At 64.7% G+C, this 1,458-nt stretch carries 1 protein-coding gene; it reads left to right on the top strand.

What is annotated here, in order from left to right:
• The first annotated feature begins 121 nt into the window (after positions 1-121).
• Positions 122-433 (top strand): EthD family reductase, encoded by a 312-nt coding sequence (locus ACRWNM_RS36510; RefSeq protein ID WP_431972730.1) that lies wholly within the window; start codon positions 122-124, stop codon positions 431-433.
• The last annotated feature ends 1,025 nt before the right edge of the window (positions 434-1,458 follow it).

Below are 1,458 nucleotides of genomic sequence, written 5' to 3'. Positions count from 1 at the left end.
CCGTATTGATCTTTCCCTCGACCACACATCAAGCCCTAACCTGCGCATATGACGATTCAACCGACCGCGGTACTGGATATCGCACTCACACACACCGACCCTGATCTGGACGGAGGTCGTCATGCATAAGTTGTTGGTCCTGTATCCCAAGCCCGCCGACCCTGACCACTTCCGCGACTACTACGTGACCAAACACCTTCCGCTGGTAATGGAGATGCCCGGCCTGCTCGCGTGGCGCTACAGCTTCGACGTGGCGGCGACCAAGGGAGAAGCGCCGTATTTCGTAGTCTTCGAAGGCGACTTCGCTGACGCCGCCGCCCTGGCCGCGGCTCGGGCGTCGGCGCAAGGCCAGCGAGTGGCCGCCGATGTCGCCAACTACGCCACCGGCAGTGTGGTTGTCATCGACTATCCGGTGCAGGACGGCACCGACTGAGCCAGGACGGTACGCCCCGGGACGCGTTCGGTCGGCCGTTGCGGGCCAGGTCCGGCTATCGGCGGGACACCGTTCGCGGTTGCTGGTTCATTGAGCGTCGAAGGTGGGGCCGATGTCCGGCCGGAGCCATGTCCGCCACTCCGGGCGGCACCTACCGGCTCGACTCGATGACACTGCAACTGCGCTAGGTGACCTCGAACAACGGCGAGCCTCAGGAAAGCTCATCCTGATCACCCGCTGAGCAGCACTCCTGCGTTCGAGAAACGTACGCACATGCCGCTGATCGCGCGGGCTGCTCCGGGCCTTAGGAGTGCAGAGTCGGCCCTGCTCGCCGGGGTGACATGTTGGTTACGCACTCCCTAAATGCCCGCCTGGGCCGGTGAGCGGTGGCAGTGGCAGGTGGGCGTGAGCGGAAAGTCTCACGCAGGTGGCGTGGTCGCGGCGCGCCGGATCCCGCCGAGCCGGTCGGTAGACAACATTGTTCGCCGCGTCCACGACGGAGACGGCCCGTTGCCCCTCACCGAGCCCGCCAGCTGCCACGCTGGCGTGCTCGTTGCAGGCCAGCGGTTTCGGCCACGAATCCCCGAACTCGCGTCAGCCGCTGGGCGATTCCGCGCGGTCCGAAGCGGCCAGCGCTGGGCTATGGAAGATCAACTGGCCCTACTCCTCTGGGTCGGCCGAACGCACCATATTGCCGATTACCGTGTCCTACACGGCTGCCGGCCGTACCGCCGCCAGGCCGGAGCTTCGGAAAGTCATGCCCGGCTCTTACCGCGACAGCGGTAGCCACCGCTGCGCCGGTCAGCCCTGACGGCCGACGCCAGGGCAACGCACAGGCCGCCGAATACTATGCCTCCCGCCAGCAAGATTCCCACGCCAACAATGGCGGCAGCGAGCACAGGAGTGCCGAAGCCGAAGTACACGGCGAACGGACTCGACAGTATTGTGCCGATCAAGCCCCGATCATGGCCACGATCAGGACAGGTCGGTATTTCATGAATCCGATTCTAGTCTTCGAGTAGTTA

Source organism: Nocardia sp. bgisy134 (assembly GCF_965341865.1).
Taxonomy (GTDB): domain Bacteria; phylum Actinomycetota; class Actinomycetes; order Mycobacteriales; family Mycobacteriaceae; genus Nocardia.
Note: the sequence above shows the minus strand (reverse complement) of the source record. Positions and strands in the feature narration are given on the sequence as shown.